This is a genomic window from Desulfitobacterium dichloroeliminans LMG P-21439, assembly GCF_000243135.2.
Lineage (GTDB): Bacteria > Bacillota > Desulfitobacteriia > Desulfitobacteriales > Desulfitobacteriaceae > Desulfitobacterium > Desulfitobacterium dichloroeliminans.
The window spans coordinates 278,950-301,787 of sequence record NC_019903.1 but is presented as its reverse complement, the minus strand read 5'-3'; the positions used below and the strand labels follow the sequence as shown (position 1 = coordinate 301,787).

The window sequence follows — 22,838 nt, the reverse complement described above, 5'->3', positions numbered from 1 at the left end:
TGGGTCAAGGCATGGGGCTCACAAGATGTATTCCTTTGGGGTAGGCCCCATCCCCCTGATTTAGGGTAGCATCAGCCGCCCCCATGTCAAGTCTTGATCTGGGGTCTTTTGGTTAAACCTTACCGGTAGATCATCTCGCTAAATGTTTTGAGATTGAACATATTGCGAATGACTTTCCTGCCGTTTGTTACTGAGCAGTTTGTGTAGGGCAACTCTCCTCTATGTACCGGGTATATTGATTTCTTTACGGCCTTCTTTAGTCCGCTTTTGCTGTTCGTTATGGTTTCTACGAATCTCTCAGTCAACCGGTCCGGGAGCTTTCCTGAAACTAGGGCTGCTATCTTTTCCTTGAAGCCTTTTCCCATTTTTAAAGCGATTATTTTGGAGAGATGGGTTGCTCCTTTTTCGCTCCAGCTTCTTGCCCCTTTCATGCGGGAAGCGAATACCCTCACTTGCCTTTCCATCGTGCCTAAATTCCTGTATTCTAAGCCCTCAGGGGCTTTGGGTAACGTCATATCTTCTCTGTCCTTATAGGGTACTATCCCGTCAATATTGCTTCTTATGTAGCTTTCTAGTCTACCAAGTTTTTCTATCTCTTTGGCCACTCCGCCGCTTTCATGCTTGAGCTGCTCAATCTTTTCGAATACCTTTCCAAATTCCCCAGCCTTAAGCCATTTTAGGATGGGTCTTCTAGCCTTTTTGTCTGATACATTTCTAGTGACTGCTTGAGCAAGATGAAAGGGATCGAGCTGAAATTTATCTGTTTCTTGATCATGATCTCGTCTTATCCATGATGCTCCATCACCATTTAGGACTCGATAGATAATTTCATCTACATTGTAATTCTGAGATATTGATGCGTCTCTTAGTTCTTTCATCTCTTCCGATTTCATGTAACCTGCAAAAGCCATTTTGCCCACGGTTTCGTACTCTTTAGATGACGGATATCTTGGCTTCCAACCCTCATAAGTAACACTAATCTTAAGCTCTTTTCTGCCTTTGGAGCTCCCTTTTTCTCTGCTCTTTCCCTGCATAGATAACCACAGGCCATCCGCTTCCTCAAAGAGAATGGGAACGTCTTTACTCCCGCTTAATTCATTTTTCTTAAAGGAGTCCACTAGTGCCTTTTCTGCTTCAATTTGTTTCTCTCCCACAGCTTGCACGATGTTCCATACTCCTTGGTGGCTGATGGTTTGATTCGTTAAGGTTGAAACCGCTTGTGCTACTTCTCGGTAGGACATTGCACAACTGTATTCTAAAATCTTCTCTACGAGATTAGGAGACATAAAGCCCATTGTTTCCAATCTCAGAGCCTCATCCAAAAGATAAACATACTCTTGACTACCATCGTCTTTGGCTTTCCTATATATTGCTCGATCGACTGATACTTCTCCCATCAGGGTCTTCATTGAGGTTGACTTTTTGCCTCTATGTCTTAGAACTGCTTTATCCCTGCTCTCTGCAAGCTCTGTATCCATTTCTTCCAGAAACTTTTGGAGGAGCAGTTTCGCAACTTCACAACCTATTTTGTAAAAATCTCTCTCAATATCCTTGAATGTTATCTTTTCTTTGGTTAAACTATTCATGTCACGCACCCCTGTATTTTGTGGCTTTAGCAACTACCAAACTACAGGAAATTCGTGATTTTGGGAAGAGTTTTTTAGCTCTTCCTAAATTTTTTGCTCTTTTGCCCACGATAATTTTACTCTAACCTTTGGCATAGGGACAGAGTGACTTCTTAACCCAACTGGAAGAATTTAAGGGTGCACATCCGGCAAAGTCTCTGTTAAACTATGTTTATTGTGTAAAAACGGGCAAAAAAGCAAAGGAGATTGAGATGATTCGCATTAAATCTATTCGTTTAGCTCTACCAACATTATGCCTAGCCATCTTGATCGCGGTCACAGCACGTCCGGTTCAAGCGAGTATAGCTATCCATCCTCGCCTTGATGGCCCGGATCGCTATCAAACCTCAGCAACCATCGCCAAGCAATTCTCAGATGAGGTCGTCGATCATGTGGTCTTGGCTTCGGGACAGGATTTTCCTGATGCTTTGTCCGCTAGTGTCTTGGCGCATCAATTGAATGCTCCTATTCTCTTGGTTAACAAGCATCCCCATAATTCTCCGGATGCCTTGGCCTATATCGAGACCCATCTGTCTAGGGATGGTAAAATCTTCATCATTGGTGGGGATGGTGTCATCGGAGCGGAATTTGACAGCTTTTTTATTGACAATGGTTATGCAGTGGAGCGACTTGGCGGTGAAGACCGGTATGCCACCGATCGCTTAACAGCTGATGCCCTGAACAGTGAGCCTGGTGGAACGGTGTATATCGCCAGCGGTGAGAATTTCCCCGATGTGCTGAGCGTCTCAAGCTTTGCCAGTCAGGCCCAGGCGCCGATTCTTCTTGTTAAACACGGTAGCATCCCTCTGGCCATCCAAGATTATCTGCAAATCCAACAACCTAAGCAGGTTTATATCTCGGGGGGCGCCGGTGTGGTCTCCCTTGAAGTGGAGAGTCAAATCCAAGCCCTTTTACCCGAAGCTACCCTGACACGATTTTCGGGCAACGATCGTTATGAAACAGCTGCCCAGGCCTATGAGCAAATAGCCCCTTACCCTGAAACAATCTATATCGCTTCCGGGTCTAATTATCCCGATGCTTTATCAGGCGCACCCCTCGCCGCTCAAAAGGGTGACCCTATTCTGTTGATTAATCCCTCCACCCCTATTGTACCCGATACCATTGCCGCCTATTTAACACAGCTCTATATCAACGGTGTAACCCCAAGCGTTACAGCCTTAGGTGGCCCCGGTGTTGTTCCCGATGAGGTGGTCCACAATGTTGTGAATCTATTAAATGGCCAGGCCCAATCGCCCCTGTTTATGATTCGCACTGTAGATTCTAGGCTAGTGATGGAAAAGTCAATTTTTCCTATTACCAAAGAAAGTTACTTTTTTAATATAGACACGTACAAGGACAGTTACTCTGGTAGTTTTCATTCCTCGATCCAAGACAAACTCTATAACTATATGCTCAATCAAGGCCATCAGGTATCGGTTCATAACCGGGCCGTAGCTCTCCACTCAGGGATACTGATTAATAACTGTGTCTATTTTCAAGCCGAGGCCTTAAGGAGAGTGGGCTTTAATATCCCTAATTCCATGGCCAATGTAGCCAAATTTAGCAATTATCTAACGAAGCTTGGTTTTAAGAAGGATACCAATATTAAGAGTTTAAAGCCGGGGGATATCGTCTTTACGGTGAAGAATACTCACACTTATACGTTTATGGGATGGGTCAATCCGGGAAGCTATGATTATGCTTATATCGTTGATAACCAAGCCCGCTCCTTCGGTGGACAAGTGTATCATGTGAGAAAAGTTAATGGGGTTGACCCTGATCTAAATACTGACCCCATGGCCTTCTTCATGTATTATCAGGACTAAGTAGCTTCTCGAAGGCTATCCTTTTGTTCCCATCCTTTAAATAGATAATCCCACAATACTGGAATTTGTTTTTCCTAAGCAGGTTTTGCATAGCTATGTTTTCGTCATGAGTATCTACTTTGATACTCACTACCCCTCGATTCCGGCAAAGCTGCTCCACACTTTTAATCACTAGGGATGACAAGCCTTGTCCTTTATAGCTTTTGGCAACTGCCAGTCGGTGAATGACCGCATAATCATGATGGCTAAGCCACTGCCCCTGGTAGATGGTGTCATAGGTAGCTTCGCCATCGAAGGAAACCGCCGCAGTAGCCACCACCTTCTCGTTATCTACCAACACATAGCTGTGGTTATTATGGATATCATCCTCTATTGTCTCAGGGTTTGGGTAGTTATTCTGCCACTGATTGATTCCTGCTTCCTTAAAATAAGCCTGTGACTGAGCGATGATCTGCATAATGCTGTTAAGGTCGGCATGAACTGCTTTTCTAAACTCCATAATCTTCTCCATCTTCTAAAGCTTTCAACACGAAGGGCCTATTGCTTAACGAACAAACTCCTCGTTAGCAATGGCCCCTTTTCATTTGGAAGATATTCTACTGGGATAAACCACTTATAAGGTCTTCAACAAAACTAACCGTCTTTTGATAGGTATCCTCAATTCCTTTAACTGTAGAAGATACTCCATTTGCTAATGGCTGCATCTTTCGCCACCGTAATTCCGAACCATAGGCATGTCGAAACATATGCCTAAATCTACGATATTCGTCAAGCTCTTCCGCCAAGTCAAGGCTAATGATAGCGGGTCTTGTTTTTTGAATCTCATGAGCCATAGACTTTAAAAGCTCTCGATGATAATCTCCTCCACCTGTTGATGCCCCACCATCAATGACCCGTGAAATTCTTTCAAACATGCATTCTATTCCGGTATAAAAATGATGAAGATAAGCTGCACAAGAAATTAAATCCCGACTAGGGATTTCCCCTCTCAGCTTTTCAACATCCTGTGCTATAAGGCTAATTTCCCGACCTAGCTTCGTAATGGAGTCCATATCTAGCTCTAGGTCGCCAAGTAGCTTGCGATACTGGATAATCTTCTTTTCCCCACTTGTCAAAGACTCACCCCATCTCGTTGAATCACCTTAATCAACGGTTCCGGTGCGTATTCTACTTGCACAAGATCGACCGAAATAGGTGCAGCAATTTCTTCAGCAATTTTAAGCGCTTTGAAATAATCTTCTTCCTTAAGCCCTTTAATGGCAAGGTCGATATCTGAAGTCAATTCATAGAAATCCGTTGTCAGCGAACCAAAAAGATAAACTTCAACACCTAGAAAAGCTCTATGTAATTCCTCAGCAATTTTTTTAGCCTTAGACATGGCCTCGGCATGAAACTTCTCCCGTTTTCGGTCCGCACTCTCTAACCTTTCTTTATGCCCCAATACATATGGCGAGATATCCACGGGCTTCACCATCCCATAATTTTCCTATTTAGAGAATACCATAATTTTACCGGATTAACAATACAAAAACCGCTGCCCAACGAACAATCCTTCTCATTGAACAGCGGCCCTAACTTCTACTCAGATTCTTCTTTGCCGAGCTCCTTCAGCCTTTTCTCCTGCTCGAGTGGGGTGCAGGAGTAGCTACAGGAACTACAGCCCCCGCTACAACTGCCACAGGGGTTATCCTTTTTCCTCCAGATAGAGCGGATAGCCACCAAAAATCCTATCAAAATGAGCACTAAAAGGAAAATACTTAATCCATCCATAACTTACACCCATCCCATCATCATTCCCAATAAATTCACTAACAAAGCCGCAAACCAGGCAATGGCACATTGCATGACGACCACCCCTACAGCCCATTTCCCCCCCAGTTCACGCTTGACGGAAGCAATCGCCGCCACGCAGGGAGTATATAGTAGGGTAAATACCAGAAAAACGATAGCCGAAAAGGGAGTAAACAGGCCAGCTAGAGTAGTAGTGGAGCCTTCCAATAAAACTGTAAGAGTAGAAACCACGCTTTCTTTGGCCATGAATCCCGTAATCAAAGCCGTGGAAATCCGCCAATCCGCTAAACCGAGAGGCTGAAGAAGTGGAGCAAACGCGCCAGCCAGCATGGCAAGCATACTGGATTGCGAGTCGGAAACTACGTTCAGTCGGGTATCGAAATATTGCAGGAACCAAATGATAATCGTTGCCACAAAGATTACGGTAAAGGCCCGGGTAAGGAAATCCTTGGCTTTGTCCCAAAGAAGTCGCAACACGTTTTGGAAACTAGGCATGCGGTAATTTGGCAATTCCATGACAAAGGGAACTGGCTCACCCTTGAACAGTGATCCTTTTAAGAGCAGGGCGAATAATATGCCGACGACAATCCCGCCAAAATACAACCCGATCATGACAAGTGCACCATATCTGGGGAAGAAGGCCGCCGTAAAGAGAGCGTAAATCGGCAACTTGGCCGAACAACTCATAAAGGGTGTCAATAGAATCGTCATCTTACGGTCCCGTTCAGATGGTAGTGTTCTGCTGGCCATAACTCCCGGAACGGTGCAACCAAAGCCAATAAGCATGGGAACAATGCTTCGACCGGAAAGACCGATCTTCCGCAAGAGTTTATCCATGACAAAAGCCACCCGAGCCATGTAACCGCTATCCTCTAGGAAAGATAAAAAGAAGAACAAGGTGACGATAATTGGCAAGAAGCTTAAGACACTACCCACCCCGGTAAATATCCCGTCAATGATCAGCGAATGAACAACAGGGTTAATTCCGTAGGCGGTCAAGCCCATATCCACTAGTGCCGTCAGCCAAGTAATTCCCATATCCAGCAAATCCGATAGCCATGTGCCAATCATCCCAAAGGTTAACCAGAAGACCAGCCCCATAATACCGACGAAGGCTGGAATCGCCGTGTATTTCCCCGTCAGCACTTTATCAACAGCCACGCTGCGAGCATGTTCCTTGCTTTCATTAGGCTTCACCACGGTGGCGGCGCTGATTTTCTTGATAAATTTAAACCGCATATCGGCGATGGCAGCGGCATGGTCTAAGCCGCTCTCATCCTCCATTTGCTGAATTATGTGGTCTAGGAGCTCCAGCTCGTTAGGGTTTAAGTCCAATGCTTGGATTATTGCCTTATCCCCTTCGGCAACCTTACTGGCCGCAAAGCGCACAGGAATCTGAGCACGCTTGGCGTGATCTTCAATAAGATGGATGATAGCGTGGAGACAGCGGTGGACCGCACCGTTATCGTGTTCCGGATCACAAAAATCCATTCTGCCGGGGCGCTCTTGATGCTTTGCCACATGGATGGCGTGATCGATAAGCTCTTGGATTCCTTCATTCTTATTGGCAGCGATGGGGACAACAGGAATGCCCAGCATATTCTCCATTTCATTGATATGAATGGAGCCCCCGTTATTGCGCACTTCGTCCATCATGTTCAAGGCCAATACCATAGGAATATCCAATTCCATCAGCTGCATGCTCAGATAAAGGTTTCTTTCAATATTGGTCGCATCGACGATATTAATGATTCCCTTTGGCTTGTCCTTTAGTAAAAACTGACGAGTCACCAGCTCTTCACTGCTGTAGGGGGACATGGAATAAATCCCCGGCAGATCCGTAACCAGGGTATTAGCATGGCCGCGGATTACCCCGTCCTTTCTGTCCACCGTTACACCAGGAAAATTACCGACCCGCTGATTGGAACCGGTCAGTTGGTTAAAGAGGGTCGTCTTGCCGCTGTTCTGATTACCGGCCAAGGCAAAGGTGAGCACCTCGCTGTCCGGTAGTGAATCCCCATCGGCTTTTGTATGAAAGATGCCGGTCTCCCCTAAACCTGGATGGCTAGCGGGTTTGGTCATCCTTGAATTATCCGTTAATTGTTCTAAATCATGAACGGTCTCGATCTCGATTTTTTCCGCGTCGGCCAGACGTAAGGTCAACTCATAACCGTGTATACGAAGTTCCATGGGGTCTCCCATAGGTGCTAATTTTACCAAAGTTACCACCGCACCGGGGAGCACACCCATATCAAGAAAATGCTGACGCAGGGCACCGCTTCCGCCTACGGATATAATCGAAGCACTTTGACCTATACTTAATTCATTCAGCTTCATATGTTTCTCCTTTTGAGCTTCATGTGTTTTTTCAAAGAAATACTTTTGCTTGTACCTGCCGTGACACAGGCTAATATTTTACTTCCTTAAAGTTAGTATAGTCTAACTTTAAGCATAATCAAATAGAAATTTTTAGTTATCTCTTTACCTATTGAATAATATCCTATTGTGAACCTGTCCCTTTTATTGGTATAATTAAACTAGTTATCCACTAGGTAGATAAGGGGTGGAGGATTGTCTATGGATAATGAGATGTTTCAAGGACAGGTATTAAATCGACTCGAGCAGATCTTCCATAAACTTGATCAGAATGATGATTTCCAAGAACAAACTCTGAATCGATTCGAGCAAATTTCTCAGAAGCTTAATCAGAATGATAAGTTCCAAGAGCAGGCTTTGAATCGATTCGAGCAGATTTCTCAGAAGCTTAATCAGAATGATAAGTTCCAAGAACAAGCTTTGATTAGATTCGAGCAAGTGTTTGAGCAATTGAAAGTTCTTTCAGATAGCTTGGATACACTTTCAGTCAACCAAGAAAAAATGCAGCTTGATATCACCAATATTAGACATAGTCAAGTCCGCATGGAACACGATATCAACAAAAAGATTACCTCCTTGTTCGACTTCCGTGATAGTCAACTCAAGGCTAACAAAGAATTTGCTGAACGACTTAGTCGTTTAGAAACAAAATAAAAAAGGTAAACAAATAAACGATGCCCCAACTTTTTTGAAGTTAGGCATCGTTTTTCTTCTCCTTCTTACACATCTCAACCCAATCGCTCCCTGAGCTCCCTTCCGAACAAGTCCTCAGGAAAAAACCTTCCCGGGCACTCTGTGGCCGCTCCGGGGATCTCCCGATGGAGCTCCACATCCTCGATGCCTAGGCCATAGATTTGCATCAAGGAGATGACCCGGGTCACTAATCCATTCAGCTGCGCCTCCGGAATCTCATCCGACAGGCTAAAATTCCCCACGAGACAGATGCCGATACCGATAAAGTTCCGATGCCCAGCCACACAATGGGCTCCTGGCTTGAACAGGGGTCTGCCCTCTTCACAGCGGCCATCGGGGAGTATCACAAAGTGATACCCGATGTCACTCCAGCCTTTGGCCAGATGCCACTGCCGAATCATAGCTGCGTCGACTGGCACATCCGTCGTTCCCCTCTTCACAGAGGTGGGACTTGCTGAATGGTGGATTACAATCTTCTGCCAATCCATTACTTCCCATCCCCCTTCACTTCTAGGATGGCTATGGCCCTGGCCAGCTCCGTAATGCTTGAGGTGAGGTCATTGAGTTTTCCCTCGATGCGTACTAAAAGGTAGATACTTACGGCGATCGGAAAGCCAAAATTCCCCACTATATTAAGGATATCTTCCATAGCTCTTAACCTCCCCTCTTTTCCCCTCTATAAACCTAATCTGCTCTATTCACGTCAACTCAAGTGACACCCAACATTATCAGCCCTCGAAAGGGGAGTAATTAGAGAGGCCATGGAGACGTCCCATTCGCCCCTCATTGTTATTTATTCCCGAAAAATGTGATCCGTGACAGTCTCGACGATTTTTATATCTTTCTTCGAGACCAAGGAACCTACTGATGTCCTCATCCCTCCCCTCTCGGGAATCGCCTTTTATTCACATTATCCTCGCCTCAGCCTATAGAACAAATCCTCTGTTTAAAGCAAAAAAATTAAAGCAAAAAAAGTTGGTAATAAATTATTACCAACTAAAACCGCCACTTACCCTAGACTCCTTATGTAATTTCCTCGCTTTTGTATTCTAGAATATCTCCCGGCTGACATTCTAAGGCCTTACAGATCTCATCTAAAGTGGACAAGCGAACCGCCTTTGCCTTGCCATTTTTTAATATCGAAAGATTGGCCATGGTAATTCCAACCCTCTCCGACAGTTCTGTGAGGCTCATCTTCCTTTTGGCCAACATCACATCAAGATTGATAATTATCGCCATGTTCAACACCTCAAATCGTTAATTCGTTTTCAGACTTTATAGCAATGGCTTTAGCAAGAAGTTTTTCAAGAACAGCGGCGAAGACCGCTATGACCATCGAAGCGAAAATCGGAACCATGCCGACAATCGCAAGACCGGGGGCATCGTCTAATTCCGCAACCCCGAGGACGAAAGGCCAACAGCCCACATATAAAACACTGATTATCATGGCGCAGAATTTTATCTTTTTTAGAGTCTTTACTGAACTATCGGAGAACGCTTCATTCTTATCAATATAGCTTAGAAGCTTGAAAGACTGATACAAGGCAACGAAGAACGGGACCGTGGATAAGTACATAATGGCTATAATCGGGTACAGTACACGAGCATACACTGGATTTGCTGGATTAGTCGCTAACCATGGTATGCCAAGTAGAGCCAAAGCAAGAACCGGAGCTGCTATCAGAAAGACAGCAATTTTCAAAAAGAGTGTTTCTCGATTCATAATAAGCACCTCACTTATTTATTGTAAGTTGATTATACTACGCGTTTTATCGTTTTGCAATAAATTTCGAACGATTATCGCTATCTTATTATTGAAATACGGTTATTTAATTCACCCTAGGACTTAACTGAAAGGCGAGACGCAACCTTTGTAACCCACATGCAGTTTCTTCACCCCAGCACTTCACCCTAGTTTGAATGCGAAAAAAGCATCCCCTTCTAAAAAGAAATGCTTTTCGTAGAAACTTTCTATCCTCTGGAATACATCGAATAGGTTAACATTATCACTACTCGGATTCGACTTAAACCCCCAGTACCCCAGCCAAAAACTCGATCTGTCGATCCACAAACTCATCTGGAGATTCATGGCCGTATTCCGGGTAGGCGAGAAGCTGCTTCTTCCCATGAATCGCCCTATACAAGGCATAAATAGTAATTGGAGGGCAAACCGTGTCCTTTAATCCCATGGACACGAGACTTGAGACTTCTTCTCCCAGCCAAGGAGCGAAGTGAACTGTGTCAAAATAATCCAGAGTCTTAAATATCTCCTTCTCACCCCGATGCTCCGGATCATGAAGTTTAAAATACCAGACCAGCTCATCGAGAGGACCATCACTCTGCAGCTGATAACCGCGGCGAAAATCACAGAGAAAAGGAATGGCGGCCGAAACTGCCTTCACTTGGCTTCGCAACCCCACTTCTTTTCCCAAAGTATTCGTAAGTGCCGCGGCGGCAACTGCAAGGCCACCGCCTTGACTTTTGCCTATACAGCCGATTCGCCTTTCATCTACCTCAGATTGATTGGCAAGAGCCGCCACCGCTCGGACCGCATCCAGATAGACTTGGCGAAAGTAATGGCGGCGCGGAGATTCCAGACCTAAGGTCATCCAGCCGGAAAAAGACCCAGAGGGATAGACGCGGTGATCAGGTGTCTCTCCACTTTGCCCCCGTACATCTAAGGCAAGGATGGCATAACCTTGCAAAGCCCATAAAAGCAACTCAGAGATCTGGCCCCGATTGCCGGAATAGCCATGAAAGCGCACTATTCCGGGGAGCAGCTGAGACTGCACCCTTTCGTCAAGACTTAGCTCTATCTTTTCTCTTTTCCCAAGGCCATCAGTGTTATTCGCTGTTAAGGCTGGCCTTAGATAATACCCCTTTAACTCGACCTCGTCTCCGGCTAGAACGGTCGCTGAAAATACCTCAACCTTAGCAATAGGGTAAGAGATTCTTTCTAACTCCAGGCGAGCCGTAACCCTATGATCAGTCCTTAAGCTCTCCAGCCAAAATTCGCTAAAATCTTTAGGGTATCTCCCCAAATAAGGGATGCTTTCTAATTCACGCAGTTTATCTTCGATAATCTCCATGTGTTTTCACCTCAAAAACTACAGAAATCGGTCAGAGCTTACCTCTTCTTTAAAAGCAAACGCAGGGGCGTCATGCCAAAATTCATAATCACTAAACCGAAAAGAATGACAAAGCATCCCAGCCATTGCCATAGGTCTAGATACTCAGCTAAGACGATTTGAGCGGTAATCAAGCCCGTGATGGGAACAAGGAGGGAGATAGGGGCAACTTGGGTGACCGGGTATTTAGCCATCAGTTCACTCCAAGTGGCATTGCCAAACAAAGTGGCGACATAAGCAATATAAAGCACGGCTAAAATTGCTGGGATATCCATGTTTTGCACAGCAGATATCAAAGTCTGGGGAGTATCTAAGGTTAAAGCAATCCCCAACATAGGGATGATCGGGACTAAACTGGACCAGACCACCAAGCTTAGCATATCCAGCCTCTGGCCCTTCGTGACACTGCTTTTAGAAGCTAATTTTATGACAATATTGGAAAATCCCGCAGAGACCGCGGCCACTACGGTTAAGAGTAAACCACCCAGAGGGATTTCGCTTATCCCTCTAGCACCGAAATTACCGCCGATAAAGTACAAACCGAGTATTCCTACCATGAGACCAAGAATTTGTCGGCTCCGAATCTTTTCCTTAAGAGTCAGGGCGGCGAATAAGAACGTAAAGAAGGCTTGGGATTGCAAGACCACGGATGCCACACCGGCGGGCATCCCGATTTCGATAGCGTAAAACAAGCAGGCAAACTGGCCCAAACCCACGGTCAACCCAAAGCCGATTGTGTAACGCCAGGCTACGGCGGGAGGCTTAATAAAAAGGAGTGCCGGAAAGGCGGTGGCTAAATATCTCAAGGCGGCTAGGAGCATGGATGGAATATCATGAAGACCTAGTTTTATGACAGTAAAATTCACACCCCAAGCTGTCACAATCATCAGGGCGATGGCAAAATCTCGTTTATTCATTTAGAACTACTTGCCTTCCTTTTTCTTTTTTCGGGACAGGGACAATCCCCCAAAGCCGCTAATCACAGCGATATAGAAGCCAAAATCATACCACCAACCCGTATTGAATATCTCATAAACCCGGATCCCGTCCATAAAAATCCCCGCAATCAGGGAGAACGGTGCAATCCAGCCATGCCAAACACCAGACAAAAACCCTGCAGGCTCGTTAAAAGTGTAGGAGCCATCACCGGGAACACAACCGGTGAGGGTGAAAAGCATAACCCCTAGAGCGGGTCCCCAGATTAACCATCTCTTATTCATAAGGTACCTTCCTTCCTTAACTATCAAATCGGTAAACAGGTAATAATATAACCTCCGGCAATCAAACTCATGAGATTGGCTATAATCACATAGCTAAACGTTCTCAGCCTTCCATGTTCTCGCAAAAAGGCCATTAAGACAATGAGTTCGACGAAAAAGACCTGGACTTCTCCGATGATGAGGTTAAGCACTAGATAACTGGCCAGAGGCGAAAATTCATTAAGCCAGATATTGAGAGCTCCTTGGGTAATGAGATTGATGGCAAAAAAGGGATACCAAGATCTTTTTTCTCGATAACCAAAAAGCCAAAAGACGCCCGCTTCAATCAGCAAGGTCAGGAGCACTCGCAAAGATACTAGAGAAAGTGAGCGCGTCAGGGATTTTCCTGGTTCTAAGGTTTGCTGCTGCATATCTAAGGTAAAGATATTGTTATAAGCCTTGACGGGTTTCTCCACATGAATCAGGAAAGAACCTTCTGGGGTGGTAACCTCAAAACTATAATCTCCGGTATCCTTTAAGTCTCGATAGTAAAAGGCGTAGTACCTTTCGAAGGCCTTGTCTGTTATCTTGGCTTTGCCGGAGGAATCCGTGATCAGGCTAATCGCAAGTTCCTCAGGCGCGTTGGGAACGAGGATAACGATAGATGGAGGCTCCGCTGCATTAGCGAAGCAGGGGGTAACGAGGAAAAGTGACATCAACAGGGTTAAGATGACTATAGCTATCCCTTTGATTTTCATATGTTCTGACCCCCCTTGATAGAGAAACCATGCTACTTTTCATGAATATTGTCGTGTCCTGACTTTTCAAGACAGGTAAATGTTGTTATTATTAGAAATGTAGCAATCCTCGTCTTAATTATACACTATACTATGTGACCCCTCACTTGAAAGGATGCTTAAAATGCCAAGAAGTATTATCCTCAGCGATGCCCTCACTGGCCATTTTGAGAATCTCTTGAGATGCCCCGTCTGCCAACATACCCTGAGGCTTGTGGATAAGAAGAGTCTGATCTGCGCGGAAAAACATTGCTTTGATCTCGCTAAGCAGGGGTATGTTAATTTATTATCTCATGGCATTAAGTCCAAATACAATAAGGCCTTGTTCGATGCAAGAAAAAATCTGGCCCAAAGTGGGTTTTTTGAGCCTCTCAACTCGAAGCTCTGTGAGTTGATTAGTGCCGAGGCAAAGAGCTTTGACCGCTCCTTAAATATCGTGGATGCAGGGTGTGGCGAAGGTTCTAACTTAGCCAATATCCAACAAAAACTCCACCACTGTTTAGGAACGGTTCCTTGCTGTGTGGGAATGGATTTATCCAAAGAGGGCATCCAAATGGCCGCCCGAGATTATAAAGATAGCTTTTGGTGTGTGGCTGATCTTGCACAATGTCCCTTTGTTGATCATGCTTTTGAAGTGATTCTGAACATCTTATCCCCTGCCAACTATGCTGAGTTTGAGCGAATTCTCCACCCCGACGGCTATGTCCTGAAGGTTATTCCGGAAAAGGACTATCTCAAGGAATTGCGCGCTGTTTTTTATGCAGAGACCGATCGTGAAGAGTATTCTAACGCCAAAACCATCGAGCTCTTCGAAAATCATCTGGCACTGACTGAAATCGTGCCTGTTCACTATACTCGGAACTTAGCAAAACCTCTTATTGAGAATTTAGTACATATGACCCCTTTGACCTGGGGAGCCCAGGGGGAGCGAATCGACAGGATCATGGACTTGAACTCCCTGGAAATCACCATTGACTTAGCAATTCTAGTGGGGAGAAAGAAAGGATGAATTTATTGGTAACACTTTTTGCGATTTATACATGCGATGAAGCGGGCGAGCATTTCCTCGGCCAAGCCTATCTAAGTGAAAAAGATCTTCAGGCGATTGATCAGAGCTTTGAAGAGCAACTACTAGAAGAGTATTTCATCACCATGAAGGACGGAGAGCAAGTCGCTGTCGGTCGGATTGATTCAATTGAGGAGCTGCCGACAGAAAAAGATTAGGTCAACCGACCCCCATGCTGGGGTCTTTTTTATAATAAAGGATTTCATTCTAATTCGTCGAACTATTTAGCGATGAACTGGAAGGTGATAAAGATGAGGAAAATGCTCGTAGCTACTTTGATTAGCATAGCCCTGCTTGTAACCGGTTGCGGGGGGAGCAAGGATGTAGATTCTCCCGTGGGCGGCACTTCACCCACTCATTCTGCTTCGGCGTTGAGCCAAGAAGAAGCTATGCGGGTCCTTTCGCAAGAGCTGCTGACAAAGACTGAGTATACTGTGGCTTTCTTGCGAGAAGCAAAAGTGGGGGAACATACCATTTACGCTTTTCAACATATGGTCAACGGAGGAGCTCCGGTGATTGATTTTGTCCATAGTAAAACTGGCAAGGTCTATTATGATGGGGTGGAGTTGCTAGTTGATCTCTTTAATAAAGCTGAGGTCAAAGATCCTTATAAAATCGAGAATTATATCAACAAAGATATTTACTATATTGAAATGAAGTCAGTCAACGATCCGGAACAAATGACCTGGGGCACTTACATCGTCAATGAGATCGCCTACCCAGACATTAACCTGGCTAAAAAAGGGGTAGTTAAAGCCTATGCGGAAAATCATCCGACCTTAAGTCTCTTGGGCAAGCCTCTGACCGAAGTCGAGAAGATTACGAAGCTGGAGTCCAAAAAAGTACCGGTCATCGATCCTGAAGTTCCCAAGGATACTTTTGCTACCGAGATTGCTTTCGAAAATATTATCATCCTGTTTAATAATGAGAATGTCGCCTCAGAAATATTCTTAGAGGGCCAACAGGAAATCTTAGGGGTGAAAATAACCGATACCTTCGATGAGATTAGCGCCAAACTGGGGATGCCCAATAGTTTTAGCCAAGACCCTGAATTCACAGATATCTATACGATGAGCTATCTATTTGAGGGCTTTCAAATCGAATTCTATGGTGAAAGCAAGGAGGCCAATACGGTCAGTGCTTTAATCAAGAAGCTTTAATATTGAATCTCAATTATAATTTCTCGTGTCATACTCCCTCGTATCTATGCAAAACCGAGGCCATGCCTCGGTTTTTTACTGTCACAAGGAAGATACATCAGACGTTTCTTCCTCCAGATGACACCTTATTTAGATGAAGTGAGAATTTAGTATGGATGGTATAAATAATGCAAACAGAAAGAGCAATTCATACAATTAATATCAATAAGGCTTATTTGAAATACATAGCCTCACTACTTTTATTTGGTTCAAACGGAATAATTGCCAGTTATATTGCCTTAAGCAGCTATGAAATCGTTTTTACCAGAACGCTGATCGGCAGCCTTTTCTTAGCACTTGTTTTTATCTTGTCCAAACAAAAGGCCCAGTTTTTCCTTAACAAGTCGCACCTTCTGTATCTTACTATCTCCGGGGTGGCTATGGGTGCAAGCTGGATGTTTCTTTACGAGGCCTACGCACGAATTGGGGTTAGCATTGCTACTCTTGCCTATTATTGCGGCCCGGTGATTATCATGATTCTTTCCCCTCTTCTTTTCAAGGAAAAGATGACGGGCACCAAGCTCCTTGGCTTTCTCGCCGTGCTCGTCGGTATGCTTTGTGTTACCGGGCAATTATCCCGAGAAAGCAATTCCTTTGGCTTGATCTACGGTATACTGGCAGCAGTCACGTACGCTATTATGGTAATCTCTAACAAAAAGGCGGCAAGTATAACTGGCATTGCCAATTCGATGTGGCAGCTGATGATAAGCTTTATCACGGTAGGGATATTTATTTTACTGAAGCAGGGCTTCACCTTCCATATGACATCGGAAAGCCTAATCCCCATTCTAATCCTAGGCATTGTTAACACCGGAATCGGATGTTATCTCTATTTCTCTTCTATCGGCACTCTCCCCGTACAGAGCGTAGCGATTTGTGGTTATTTGGAGCCCCTTTCGGCACTGACCTTTTCAGCAGTTCTACTAGGAGAGAAGCTAAGCTTTGTGCAGATCGTTGGAGCACTGTTGATCTTAGGCGGCGCTGCCTTCGGAGAATTATTTCGGCAAAAAAAATTAATTTAAATCATATAGCAGTAGGGGAGACCTTTGGTCTCCCCTACTGCTATATGATCGCTTTCATAATCCAGGAAATTATCAATTAAGAAAAACCGAGGCAACCAAAAAAATCAATCATCTAATCCCCAATTTCTTACATCCAAGTGCTGATACTTAGGTAACAAACGGGTAGGCATTTTTAAAGCGTCTTTTCTAAAAGGTGGTGCCAACTGGGTTCCGTCGCAAACGATTTCCAACACGGTGGGTTTCCGTGAAGCCAACGCTTTTTCCAAAGCCGGTCCTACTTCCTCTGGTTTGGTAACGCGAATACCTTCGGCACCCATGGCGATAGCTACCGGAACAAAGCTTTCCGGATTGAGAATATCTGCCCCGATAAAACGATTATTGTAGAAGTCAATTTGATTCTTTTTCTCCGCGCACCAAGCCATATTCCGGAATACGATGGCGACTACAGGCAGATTATGTTCTACAGCAGTACTCACTTCATGAAGGCTCATTCCCCAAGCTCCGTCCCCGACGATAGCTGCCACAGGGGCATCAGGGTTACCCATTTGGGCACCTAAAGCTGCAGGATAAGCAAATCCTGTATTTCCAAAGGTCAGAGCTGCAATGTGCATCCCCTCTCCTTTAAATCTCAGATAGCTATTGGCTGTTGAGGAGACATTTCCAATATCCGTAGATACGATAGCATTCTCTGGCAATACTTTTTGGATTTCCAAAAGTGCACGGCGGGGATTGATAGGATCACCATCCACCATCGCTAGGTCAACAATTTCTTTATCCCAGGCTTCTTGACGGTCCTTGATGACAGCTAGATATTCTTTCTTAACTTGGGGACTGGAGATTTTAGCCTCTAAACCCTTGAGAATTTCTTTAGCCGCTTCTTTAGCATCGGCAATCATTCCAACTTCAACCGGATGGGTTCTGGCGATATTGCGGGGGTTGATATCTACTTGAATAATCTTCGCACTATCCGGGAAGTAGTTGATATCATATTGAGGGGTGGTGCCAAAGACGGAAAGCCGGGTTCCTAAGGCAAGGATTACGTCTGCCTCAGCTACTGTATTCATAGCGGCTTTAGAACCCATATAGCCAATAGGCCCTAACCACAGATGGTGATCTGAGGGGAAGGCATCATTATGAAGATAAGTACAAGCTACGGGAGCGGTAAGGATCTCCGCGATCTTTGCGACAATATCCTTAGATTTGGTATCTACAACTCCGCGACCAGAGATAATGACTGGGCGTTTAGCAGAAGCTAAGAGCTCAACAGATTTGGCGATGGAGACCAAATCCCCACAACCCCGTTGGGAAACCCGGTATTGATGGGGTTCGAGAATCTGCTCATCGATCTCGCCATAGAAGTAATCACGGGGAATATCGTAGAGGACAGGACCACGTTCGGCATAAGCAATGCGGAAAGCTGTACGCAAGCAATCTGCGGCCCGAGAGGGATGAGGAACGCGAATGGTTTCTTTGGTAATCGCTTTGAAAATCTGAACGGTATCTGCTTCCTGGAAGCCATCCCAGCCCACAGTAGGGGTTCCGGCTGAAGGGCAGATTATTACCATAGGAGTATGAGCTGAATTGGCTGCTGCTACAGAGGTGACCATGTTGGTAATACCAGGGCCATTCTGTCCGATAAGTACCCCGGCACGGCCGGCAACACGAGTATAAGCATCTTCCATATGGCCGGCAGATTGTTCATGGCGAACAGGGACGAATTTAATCCCTGCAGTGGGGAAGAGATCCAAAAGGTCCATAAACGCAGATCCCACAATACCTGTTACATGGTCTACTCCTTCAGCCAATAGGGTTTCACAAATAGCTTCACTAGGTGTCATTCTGACTTTTTGCATTTTCTTTACCTCCTAATTCATTTAAATATACTATTTTGATAAACTTACTAATATATCTTTCAGGGTGCTCACCATACGATTGATTTCATCCTTGGTCACAACTAAAGCCGGTGCGATGGTCACAATATTGTTGTGTCCAGGTATGCTGCGATTGGTCCGGCCAAAGAGGACACCTTGCTTGCTCGCTTCTGCCGCCACTTTACCCATGAAGGTTTCGCTGACCGGGGTTTTGGTCTTCTTATCCTCTACTAATTCAACGCCTACGAACAATCCTTTTCCTCTTACTTCACCAACAATGGGCAAGCTTTCAAGTTCTTTCAGGCCATCTAAAAGAACTTCGCCCATAGCAGCACTGTTTTCGCATAGTTTCTGTTCTTCAATCAGACGGATGTTCTCTCTGCCTGCTGCGAAAGCGGCCAAACTGCCTCCGTAGGTGCTGATATCTCTGAAATAGCTCATTTTATCGCTGGGATCACTTAAGAACTGTTCGAAGATGTACTGTTTGGTAATGGTCGCGGACAGCGGAATATAGGAGCTGGCCATGCCCTTGGCCGCCGTGATCATATCTGGGTCGACATCCCAGTGCTGATGCCCAAACCATTTACCTGTTCGTCCAAATCCGTTAACCACTTCGTCAAAGATAAGCAAAACTTCATATTTGTGACAAATTTCTTCAATGATCCCATAATATTCTGATACCGGAAGGATAACTCCACCACCTGCAGTAATCGGTTCTAAGATGACGGCGGCCACTGTGTCTTCCCGCTCAGCCTTAATGATATCCTCAAGCGCATGGGCGCATTCAAGATTACAGCCGGGGTATGATTTGCCATAATGGCAACGGTAACAGTAAGCGGGAGGGAGATCACCGACGAAACCCGGTGCCATCGGTCCGTATCCCGTTTTTCTTTCCGATTGTCCGGTAGCACTCAAGGCTGCCAAGGTCGTGCCATGATAGTCGCGCTGCCGATAAAGAATTTTATATTTGTCCTTCTGCGGGTATTTTTGACGGAAATATTGGCGCGACATCTTAAACGCTTTTTCATTTGCTTCAGAGCCGCTATTGGAAAAGAAGACCTTCTGCAAGCCGGGTAAGAGGGAAGTGACTTTCTCAGCCAAGAGGATAGCCGGCACATTGCCTGCCGTCAAGGCATAGAAAGGAAGTTGTTTAAGTTGCTCATAGACAGCTTCTGCGATACTATCTTGCCCGTACCCTACGTTAACACACCAGACCCCCCCCGAAGCGGCATCCAGATATTCTTTGCCCCGAATATCCTTCACTGTACACCCTTTGCCCTCGACCATGATGACTGGTTCCTGCGTCTGGAAAACTTGGTGTTGCATGAGATGGTGCCACACATTCTCCCGATCTTTCTGGACTAGTTGTTCCGGTGTTAGATTCTCAAACTGTGTCATTTTGCTCTTTCCTCCTTTTATTCCTCAACTGTATATCTCGTCCGATTATAATGACGTCCGTACCACAAGAACCAAAAAAACATCCTTCCTAGCGCCGTTTTCGCACCAAATTGATGGCGAAGGAATACATATCCGACCGATAGACACTCTTTTCATACTCCATAGGAGTCCCTTCGCTATCAAAGAGAATTCTTTCAGTCTGCAGGACATTGATTGGCTCAGCGCTTCCTAACAACTGGGCCTCTTCAAGGGTAGACGTTCTGCCGGTGATAATTTCTTCCGCTTCTAGGAGGTTAACTCCCATATGGCCCTCGAGCAAGTCGTAGATGGAAACGTTGTTCAAATCAAATTTAGCGATTTGCTGGCCGATGTGAAGCGGGTAATACTGTTTTTCAACAGCGACAGGCTTGTTATCTGCTAAGCGCAACCGTTCTACCACATAGACCTCCGGCACCTCAAGGTAAGTAGCATTCCCAACCGCCGGTTCTTCTCCTTGATAAAGAAGCTTTATACTGGGTTTCAGGCCCATTTCCTTTACAACATCGTTAAAACTGCGCAAACTCCCCAGCCATTCTTCTACCGGCAGCAGCGAAATAAATGTGCCCTTCCCATGTACTTTTTCCAAGACCCCATCACGAACCAATGCAGTAATAGCCTTTCTTACCGTAGAACGGCTTACCGAATACAGGTCCATAATCTCTCTCTCGCTGGGAATCCTCTCCTTGTAGGTTCCTTCTGCAATTTTCTCCTGGAGGAGGTCCCTTAATTGTGCATACAGGGGTACTGGGCTATCGTAGTCAATAGGTATATTCTTTTTTACTAGTAATTTCTTCTCATTCATAACATCAAGTATACTAACCTCCATAATGCCTGTCAACAGCTCATCCTGTGCTCAGCAGTCCACCCTTCAGCTCCTTGTTGACCTCGTCCACCAAAGCCGCCACCGTCTTTTTGGCGTCTCCCAACATCAGGGTGACACCTTTCCTTCCATCATAAAGAGGGTTGTCGACGCCGGCATAACCCGGTTTCTCGTCGAAGTTGCAGATGATGACATGCTTGGCCGCCTCCACATCTAAAATCGGCATGCCATAGATCGGAGTTCCAACTGCGTTGCGGGCTGCCGGATTGATAACATCGTTGGAACCAATCACCACGACCACATCAGTGTTCGGAAAACGGGGATTAACCTCATCCATTTCCAACAGCCTGTCATAATCCACACCAGCTTCGGCCAAGAGCACATTCATATGCCCCGGCATTCGACCAGCCACCGGATGAACCGCGAAACAAACTTCTTTACCTTGCGCCTCTAGGGTATCGGCTAAGGTTTTGACCTCATGTTGTGCTTGAGCTAAGGCCATCCCATAACCGGGTACTATGATTACCGTGGACGCCTTTGTCAGAACACTTTGCAGATCGGTCGCCGACGGACCCTCGGCCATCCCAGCCGTCATTTCCCTGTTGACCTCATCCACCAAAGCTGCCACCGTCTTTTTGGCGTCTCCCAACATCAGGGTGACACCTTTCCTCCCATCATAAAGAGGGTTGTCGACGCCAGCATAACCCGGTTTCTCGTCGAAGTTGCAGATGATGACATGCTTGGCCGCCTCCACATCCAAAATCGGCATGCCATAAATCGGAGTTCCAACGGCGTTGCGGGCTGCCGGATTGATAACATCGTTGGAACCAATCACCACGACCACATCAGTGTTCGGAAAACGGGGATTAACCTCATCCATTTCCAACAGCTTGTCATAATCCACTCCGGCTTCGGCCAAGAGCACATTCATGTGCCCCGGCATTCGACCAGCCACCGGATGAACCGCGAAACAAACTTCTTTACCTTGCGCCTCTAGGGTATCGGCTAAGGTTTTGACCTCATGTTGTGCTTGAGCTAAGGCCATCCCATAACCGGGCACTATGATTACCGTGGACGCCTTTATCAGAACACTTTGCAGATCGGTCGCCGGTGCCTCACTGGTGCTGGGCGGTGCCGATGTCGCTTTCTTAGCTACCGGAGCGGAAGAGGACATTGTCGTTTTACCGGTCAGTATAGCCCAGAGGTGGCGGTTCATCGCCCGACACATGATCTGGGTCAAGATCAATCCCGAGGCGCCAACAATCCCCCCGACGGCTACCAACAATGGTTCATAAATTGCCAAGCCAGCCGCGCCTCCCGCCACGCCGGTCAGAGCGTTTAAAAGAGAGATCATGATCGGCATGTCTGCGCCCCCGATGCGAACGGCGAACAAAAAGCCAAAGAAGATTGCTAATCCCAGTGCCAGCAGGACAAAGGTCATCGTAAGCGGCACGAATGGAGATAGTGCCCAAAGCAGGATCAGGATGGAAACCGTGGCAAAGAAAATCGCTGAGTGTCCTTTTAAGACTACCGGTTTGGGGCTTAATACTCCAGACAATTTGCCTACCGCAATCAAACTTCCACTCATGGCCATACTACCGATGATGAGCGCCAGGACGCTTGTCACTTGAACAAAGAACGTCGTCGCATCACCGTTAAGGATTGTCGCCAAAGCGATTAAGGCTGAAGCGGTAGCGCCTACCCCGTTGAGAAAAGCAACTGATTGAGGCATGTGAATCATTTTAACCTTAACGGCAATCACCAAGCCAATTAGACCTCCTACAAAAAAAGCGACTAAGACGGAAGTTAAATCACTAATTTCATAGTAGAGCAGAGCCAAAATAATCGCTAGCATCATGGTAATTGCACCAATCGCGTTACCGGTAACTGCAGTGCGGGGGGAATTCATTTTTTTGATTCCGCTTAAAAAACCAACGACCAAGAGGAAACTCATTCCAAAGTAGACGGGAGCGCTTATTCCCAGCATC

At 45.7% G+C, this 22,838-nt stretch carries 24 protein-coding genes; 6 read left to right on the top strand and 18 right to left on the bottom strand.

All coding sequences use genetic code 11. The features are described 5' to 3' along the window. Positions 1-119 precede the first annotated feature (119 nt). Positions 120-1,586, bottom strand: coding sequence for an ISLre2 family transposase (locus tag DESDI_RS01400; RefSeq protein WP_015260846.1), 1,467 nt, complete (start codon positions 1,584-1,586; stop codon positions 120-122). A 251-nt stretch (positions 1,587-1,837) separates the two neighbouring features. Between DESDI_RS01400 and DESDI_RS01395 the strand changes: the two genes are divergently transcribed. Next, complete coding sequence (locus tag DESDI_RS01395) at positions 1,838-3,451, top strand: cell wall-binding repeat-containing protein (RefSeq protein ID WP_015260845.1); 1,614 nt, start codon at positions 1,838-1,840, stop codon at positions 3,449-3,451. Here DESDI_RS01395 and DESDI_RS01390 read toward each other — a convergent pair. The 5 genes from DESDI_RS01390 to feoB form a co-directional block, all read right to left on the bottom strand. Next, entirely contained in the window at positions 3,432-3,950 is a 519-nt protein-coding gene (locus tag DESDI_RS01390; protein WP_015260844.1) for a GNAT family N-acetyltransferase, read from the bottom strand. The two genes, DESDI_RS01395 and DESDI_RS01390, sit on opposite strands and share 20 nt — an antisense overlap. A gap of 97 nt (positions 3,951-4,047) precedes the next feature. Beyond that, positions 4,048-4,566, bottom strand: a complete 519-nt coding sequence (locus DESDI_RS01385) for a ribonuclease toxin HepT-like protein (RefSeq protein WP_015260843.1) — start codon at positions 4,564-4,566, stop codon at positions 4,048-4,050. Continuing rightward, entirely contained in the window at positions 4,563-4,925 is a 363-nt protein-coding gene (locus tag DESDI_RS01380; protein ID WP_015260842.1) for a nucleotidyltransferase family protein, read from the bottom strand. The genes DESDI_RS01385 and DESDI_RS01380 overlap by 4 nt, the downstream gene beginning before the upstream one ends. A 104-nt stretch (positions 4,926-5,029) precedes the next feature. Then, positions 5,030-5,221 (bottom strand): FeoB-associated Cys-rich membrane protein, encoded by a 192-nt coding sequence (locus DESDI_RS01375; RefSeq protein ID WP_041219197.1) that lies wholly within the window; start codon positions 5,219-5,221, stop codon positions 5,030-5,032. A gap of 3 nt (positions 5,222-5,224) precedes the next feature. Beyond that, positions 5,225-7,579 (bottom strand): ferrous iron transport protein B, encoded by a 2,355-nt coding sequence (gene feoB, locus DESDI_RS01370; protein ID WP_015260841.1) that lies wholly within the window; start codon positions 7,577-7,579, stop codon positions 5,225-5,227. Positions 7,580-7,819: 240 nt separating this feature from the next. On the opposite strand from feoB, the gene DESDI_RS17740 reads away from it, so the two are divergent. Continuing rightward, positions 7,820-8,272 carry a hypothetical protein gene (locus DESDI_RS17740; protein WP_015260840.1) on the top strand — a complete coding sequence of 151 codons (453 nt, stop codon included), beginning with the start codon at positions 7,820-7,822 and terminating at the stop codon, positions 8,270-8,272. Between the two features lie 74 nt (positions 8,273-8,346). Here the strand turns inward: DESDI_RS17740 and DESDI_RS01360 are convergent, their stop codons facing one another. The 8 genes from DESDI_RS01360 to DESDI_RS01330 form a co-directional block, all read right to left on the bottom strand. After that, a complete protein-coding gene (locus DESDI_RS01360; RefSeq protein WP_015260839.1) occupies positions 8,347-8,799 on the bottom strand; it encodes a peptidoglycan recognition protein family protein in 453 nt (150 codons plus the stop codon). Beyond that, complete coding sequence (locus DESDI_RS17465) at positions 8,799-8,960, bottom strand: YvrJ family protein (RefSeq protein ID WP_015260838.1); 162 nt, start codon at positions 8,958-8,960, stop codon at positions 8,799-8,801. Before DESDI_RS17465 ends, DESDI_RS01360 begins: the two co-directional genes overlap by 1 nt. 374 nt (positions 8,961-9,334) lie before the next feature. Then, positions 9,335-9,550 (bottom strand): helix-turn-helix domain-containing protein, encoded by a 216-nt coding sequence (locus DESDI_RS01355; protein ID WP_015260837.1) that lies wholly within the window; start codon positions 9,548-9,550, stop codon positions 9,335-9,337. 10 nt (positions 9,551-9,560) lie between these two features. Next, entirely contained in the window at positions 9,561-10,034 is a 474-nt protein-coding gene (locus DESDI_RS01350) for a DUF2975 domain-containing protein (RefSeq protein ID WP_015260836.1), read from the bottom strand. A 301-nt stretch (positions 10,035-10,335) separates the two neighbouring features. Beyond that, a complete protein-coding gene (locus tag DESDI_RS01345; RefSeq protein WP_015260835.1) occupies positions 10,336-11,400 on the bottom strand; it encodes an acetylxylan esterase in 1,065 nt (354 codons plus the stop codon). 38 nt (positions 11,401-11,438) lie between these two features. Further along, positions 11,439-12,356, bottom strand: a complete 918-nt coding sequence (locus DESDI_RS01340) for an O-acetylserine/cysteine exporter (RefSeq protein ID WP_015260834.1) — start codon at positions 12,354-12,356, stop codon at positions 11,439-11,441. 6 nt (positions 12,357-12,362) lie between these two features. Continuing rightward, positions 12,363-12,659 (bottom strand): hypothetical protein, encoded by a 297-nt coding sequence (locus DESDI_RS01335; protein ID WP_015260833.1) that lies wholly within the window; start codon positions 12,657-12,659, stop codon positions 12,363-12,365. A gap of 23 nt (positions 12,660-12,682) precedes the next feature. After that, the gene (locus DESDI_RS01330; RefSeq protein ID WP_015260832.1) at positions 12,683-13,396 is read right to left on the bottom strand and encodes a hypothetical protein; all 714 of its coding nucleotides are present in this window, start codon (positions 13,394-13,396) and stop codon (positions 12,683-12,685) included. 163 nt (positions 13,397-13,559) lie between these two features. Between DESDI_RS01330 and DESDI_RS01325 the strand changes: the two genes are divergently transcribed. The 4 genes from DESDI_RS01325 to DESDI_RS01310 all read left to right on the top strand — a co-directional run bounded on the left by DESDI_RS01325 (position 13,560) and on the right by DESDI_RS01310 (position 16,722). Beyond that, positions 13,560-14,444 carry a putative RNA methyltransferase gene (locus DESDI_RS01325; protein ID WP_015260831.1) on the top strand — a complete coding sequence of 295 codons (885 nt, stop codon included), beginning with the start codon at positions 13,560-13,562 and terminating at the stop codon, positions 14,442-14,444. Next, positions 14,441-14,659, top strand: a complete 219-nt coding sequence (locus DESDI_RS01320; protein ID WP_015260830.1) for a hypothetical protein — start codon at positions 14,441-14,443, stop codon at positions 14,657-14,659. Before DESDI_RS01325 ends, DESDI_RS01320 begins: the two co-directional genes overlap by 4 nt. A gap of 93 nt (positions 14,660-14,752) precedes the next feature. Further along, positions 14,753-15,661, top strand: a complete 909-nt coding sequence (locus DESDI_RS01315) for a hypothetical protein (protein WP_015260829.1) — start codon at positions 14,753-14,755, stop codon at positions 15,659-15,661. 167 nt (positions 15,662-15,828) lie between these two features. Then, on the top strand, positions 15,829-16,722 hold the full coding sequence (locus DESDI_RS01310; protein WP_015260828.1) for a DMT family transporter: 894 nt from the start codon (positions 15,829-15,831) through the stop codon (positions 16,720-16,722). Positions 16,723-16,826: 104 nt separating this feature from the next. Here the strand turns inward: DESDI_RS01310 and xsc are convergent, their stop codons facing one another. The 4 genes from xsc to DESDI_RS01290 form a co-directional block, all read right to left on the bottom strand. Next, positions 16,827-18,575 (bottom strand): sulfoacetaldehyde acetyltransferase, encoded by a 1,749-nt coding sequence (gene xsc, locus DESDI_RS01305; protein ID WP_015260827.1) that lies wholly within the window; start codon positions 18,573-18,575, stop codon positions 16,827-16,829. A gap of 30 nt (positions 18,576-18,605) precedes the next feature. After that, complete coding sequence (locus tag DESDI_RS01300; RefSeq protein ID WP_015260826.1) at positions 18,606-19,991, bottom strand: aminotransferase; 1,386 nt, start codon at positions 19,989-19,991, stop codon at positions 18,606-18,608. A gap of 88 nt (positions 19,992-20,079) precedes the next feature. Continuing rightward, positions 20,080-20,856 carry a GntR family transcriptional regulator gene (locus tag DESDI_RS01295; RefSeq protein ID WP_242825424.1) on the bottom strand — a complete coding sequence of 259 codons (777 nt, stop codon included), beginning with the start codon at positions 20,854-20,856 and terminating at the stop codon, positions 20,080-20,082. A gap of 16 nt (positions 20,857-20,872) precedes the next feature. After that, complete coding sequence (locus DESDI_RS01290) at positions 20,873-22,837, bottom strand: NAD(P)(+) transhydrogenase (Re/Si-specific) subunit beta (RefSeq protein ID WP_015260824.1); 1,965 nt, start codon at positions 22,835-22,837, stop codon at positions 20,873-20,875. Between the last annotated feature and the right edge of the window lies 1 nt (position 22,838).